Origin of the sequence: Chamaesiphon sp. VAR_69_metabat_338 (assembly GCF_031423935.1) — a bacterium.
Taxonomy (GTDB): Bacteria; Cyanobacteriota; Cyanobacteriia; order Cyanobacteriales; family Chamaesiphonaceae; genus Chamaesiphon.
This window is the reverse complement of the sequence record NZ_JANPGM010000649.1, coordinates 1-4,242: the sequence shown is the minus strand read 5'-3', so window position 1 is coordinate 4,242 and position 4,242 is coordinate 1. Positions and strand designations below refer to the sequence as shown.

General features: G+C 44.9%; 4 protein-coding genes. All 4 read right to left on the bottom strand.

All coding sequences use genetic code 11. The annotated features are described in order from the left end of the window. Positions 1-713 (bottom strand): ParB/Srx family N-terminal domain-containing protein (locus tag RMO84_RS17890; RefSeq protein ID WP_310489793.1); only part of this gene is annotated, 713 nt, incomplete at its 3' end. Positions 714-820: 107 nt separating this feature from the next. Further along, positions 821-2,194 carry an AAA family ATPase gene (locus RMO84_RS17885; RefSeq protein ID WP_310489792.1) on the bottom strand — a complete coding sequence of 458 codons (1,374 nt, stop codon included), beginning with the start codon at positions 2,192-2,194 and terminating at the stop codon, positions 821-823. A gap of 61 nt (positions 2,195-2,255) precedes the next feature. Further along, positions 2,256-2,516 (bottom strand): hypothetical protein, encoded by a 261-nt coding sequence (locus tag RMO84_RS17880; protein ID WP_310489791.1) that lies wholly within the window; start codon positions 2,514-2,516, stop codon positions 2,256-2,258. 66 nt (positions 2,517-2,582) lie between these two features. Beyond that, positions 2,583-3,926, bottom strand: a complete 1,344-nt coding sequence (locus RMO84_RS17875) for a D-alanyl-D-alanine carboxypeptidase (RefSeq protein ID WP_310489790.1) — start codon at positions 3,924-3,926, stop codon at positions 2,583-2,585. Positions 3,927-4,242: the final 316 nt, after the last annotated feature.

Genomic DNA, 4,242 nt, shown 5'->3' with positions numbered 1-4,242 from the left:
GTAGTTTTAGTCGATTTAGTAACAGTTACCTCTGCGATCGGTTCTGGTAGTTTAGGTGTATCTTCATTACCAACATTAATTGATTGTACAGGATCGACAGTTTTAGGAGCTTTCTGAGTTGTAGGTTTAGTTTTTTTACCGGCTTTTGGCTTTACTGGTTCGGGTTCTAATTGCTTGATAACTGGCTCGATAATTATAGTAGTTTCAGTTGGGGTTGCAGGAATCGTAGTTACGCTCGGTTGCGATTCTACTCGCTCGATAATCGGCTCGATAATTTTAGGAATTGCAGGTTGTATCGATCGCTCTAATGTGAGACGATCTAAGATTTCTGTATGTTTGGCAAGTTGGGCTAAAATTGGTTGTAACTGCTCGAAGACTGCCGCTTCGATCGCTGGTAATAATCGATCTAATGGCGAACTATCCGTTGTTGTATTAGTGGCACCAGTTAAAGGCGTTCCTGATAATAGAGCAAGTTGAGCGATCGCCGATTTTTGATGGTTAGCGTCAATCACAAAAGCATTCACCATTTCTGCTTTGGCAATGTTTTTTTCTTTGGCTCTGACGGCAGCGTAGTATTCGCGATGTCCTTCAATGACTTGATATTTCCCTGGTTTAATCTCTTGTAAAATCAAGGGTCGCAGCAATCCATCAGTTGCTAAGATGAGATCTGCTAACTGCTCTAGCTCAGATTCGACAAAGTTAGACTTTGGCAAGTCCGACTTAATTGATTTAACATCTACAAAAAAACATTTAATCATTAACGATCGCTCAATTTAATCTATGAACTAATGCCAATCAAACTATAAAACAATCCCGTTCTCTATTTCAGACCGATCTTGGTTAACACTTCATCTGCTAAGATTTCAAACTCTCGTGCTGAGACTTCAGCAGTGATTTTGAATTCATTGGCATATTTGAAAATCGACTTGGGATCTGGATATTCAAGCTCGCCTACTACCACAATTTTATTAAATGATTCTGACAAGAATGTGCGATCGTAAATTACTGATTCCATCAGCTCCATCCCATATCGTTTGCTAATGACCTCGCGTTGTTTGGGAAAAGTAAATTCTACAAACTTAGCATTGGTAGAAATCTTTGAAGCTAATACCCCCAATACTCCAATTGGTTTTTTACCCAGAGTTTTTCTATTTTCATCAATAGTTTTGATGAAGTTCTTAACAGTTGGTAAACCTTGATTGGCAAACGGTTTGAGATCGGAAGGGATAATTAGATAGTCTGCACATAGCAAGGCTACCTCTGCATAGATATCTCGCGAAGGTGGAGTATCAATAATTACTAGATCGTAACTGTTTTCAACAAGTTTAAGTTTTTCTAACAATCTGCTACGACTTGCCATCGTTGTTGTCAAATCTATCTGCTTGTCGATTAGATTGATATGCGCTGGAATGACATCAATTTCTGGATCGCTAAAATATTGTGATTCTCGGACGAGATCGGGGATGAAGTTAGTATCACCACTACTAATCAGATGAGAGACATTACGATCGCGTAAAGTGTCTTCTTCTTCAAACTGAAATTTAACCAAGCCAGTTGCAAAAGTGCTGTTTGCTTGAGCGTCAAGATCGATTAATAGTACCTTATACCCTTTGCGGCTGAAGGCGGCTGCGAGATTGGTAGAAACGGTAGTTTTACCAACGCCGCCTTTATTGTGGTAGATAGCAATAGTTTTCATCGACGATAGTTGGTGAGGAGTAGCGACCGATTTTTCTGGTTGTGGTAATGATAGCTGATGTTGGAGCCGTTGTTTGAGAAAATTGCGCCCGATGAGGTGAACGATCTCTGGCAATCGATCGGCGATATCGCGTCCCGCACACCTGAATATGAGCCGAGCCGCACCCGATACTTGCTGGTAAATGCGGAATTCTTTACCATTTGTCAACAATCCGTAAGCAATATTTAAACTAGTTAAATAATTTTGGATTTGATAAACATGCTTGTCTAAATTCTTACGAGGATGCTTCGCCTCGATAACTAAACCAACGGGAGATCGATCGTCGGATTCGAGTGGGAGTTTTTGGGTAAACGCGAGAAAGTCCAGCCGAATCTTCCCAAATCTGACTTCCTGATGCCAGGTATCGGGAGTATAACCTAGTTTTGGTAATAAGTAGCCGACGATTAGTTTGCTTTCGACTTCGCTTTCATTTCGACATAGTTCGGGATCGAAACTCAATTTTAACCTCTAGCTTGGGTAGTAATTTAGGCGTCAAGATCGAGCTGGGGATAGAGATTGTTTAACTAGTAATACCGCGTACCATATAACCGAGCACTAATCCAATCGCGAGTACGCCAGCTTTACCAGTACTCAAAAAGTCATTCCAGCCATTTTGGATGTTATTGAGAATATCCACACTTTGAAACTGTTCGGCGACGACTAATCCGTGACTACTCAGATCGAGATCGATGTGGATATTAGCGACGAAATCGACTGCTATGGGTGCGACTAACTGAAGCGATGCGATCTCGATCGACATGGTAAAGATATTACTGAGCATAGATTTTACAATGGCTGAAATTACCTTTAGTATGCCCGTAGAGCTTGGCGGATCGATCGCCTCCGCTTAGGGCGTTTTAGGGACGATCGCAATATTACGAGCGGGATCGCCGAAGTATACTGGGTAGCGATCGTGTTTGGTAACGACTAGTGGCATCGGGGTAACTCGTCCCCACTCTGCTTGGAGCGATTGCAATAAAGTATCCTGCTGCTGGCGGAGTTTGGCGATTTGGGAACCTTGATTGACGATGACAAACCAGACTAACCCACGATCGCGAGTTGGTAATACGCCACCCAAGGCACTCACCTCATTGAGGGTGCCAGTTTTGATCGTCGTGCCAACAGGTAAATGTCGCTCTTTGAGCGTACCGATATATTCAGCACCAGCAACGGGAAAGATGTCGGCGAGGTTCGAGTTGGCAGCTTGGAGCTTTTGATGTAGAGTGCGGAAAATCTGGCAAATAGCGCGGGGAGACAACCGATTTTGGACTCCCAAGCCAGAGCCATTGATTAGTTGAATCTCGGCGGCGGGAAAGTTGGCAGTCGTAGCGGCAATTTGCATCACGCGATCTGCACCGCCAACGCTGTCGGCCAGGATTTGGGCGATTTCGTTATTACTATAGATGTTCATCTGCCGCACGATATCGATTAGCGGTAACGATTGATGACGGATCAGGGGGGTTATACCTGTAGGTGTCTCGCTAGCAATGATGACTCGTCCTGCAATATTTACTTTGGGTAATTTCGTCACCGTTTCTATCGGTGCTGTCGGCAGTTTGACGAGATTGACATCTTTAAAGTCGGTTTTGAGCAGCTCTGGGGGGAGATTGATGCCTGTTAAGGCTCGCTTGAGTAAGTCACCAGCTTGTTGCGGATCGGCTTTGTAATTCATGTGGAATTTATCCACCACGATCAGATTGCCGCTGACACGATCGATTCCCAGTTGATTGAGACTCTGAGCCAAAGAGAGCGCATCTTCCCATACGAATAATGGATCGCCGCCGCCGCGCACGACTAGATCGCCAGTTAATGTCCCTTGACTGATGGTGCCATTGGCACTAACGATCGTGTCAAATTGTTTATCCAGCCCCCAGGTAGTAATCGCAGCTAGAGAGGTAGCTGTTTTCGTCAGGGAGGCCGCCGAAACGGGAGTCGTTCCATGGCGATCGATCAGGAGATTGCCATCGGTTTGCAGCCAGAGGGATTGCTGCTGGGGATTTAAACCTTGAGCTTTGAGGGTTTGGATGTAGCGATCGATCGTATTTGCAGCTTTGGGTTCGACTGGGGTAGCCGGACTCAGCCACGATATCCCCTGCCAGGTGACAGCTTGCGCTGGCGAGACTGGCGGTAGATTCACACCAGTCAAATTCAACCACATTCCTGCCAAGCCAGAAGAAACTATTTGCAACATATAAAGTCAGTAGATGGTTGAAAGTTGAGATGACGGAAGAGGGGCGCGTAGCCAAGCCAGATCTCTGCACGAGATAATTGATGCTGGCACATTAGCACATCTTCAAGCTCGGATCGTACTCGATCGTGTCGTTGGCGTAGCCTCTCGGAACGAGAATCGGATAAAGATGCAATAGGATCGAATATCTTGCACCAATCGATCGAGACTAGTAAAAGCATAGATCTGAGGGTACCCACGAGGGATACCCCTACAAGTTATCTGTAGGGTGCCCCTCGTGGGTACCCTGGATCTACGTTCAACACCAGTATTTACGATC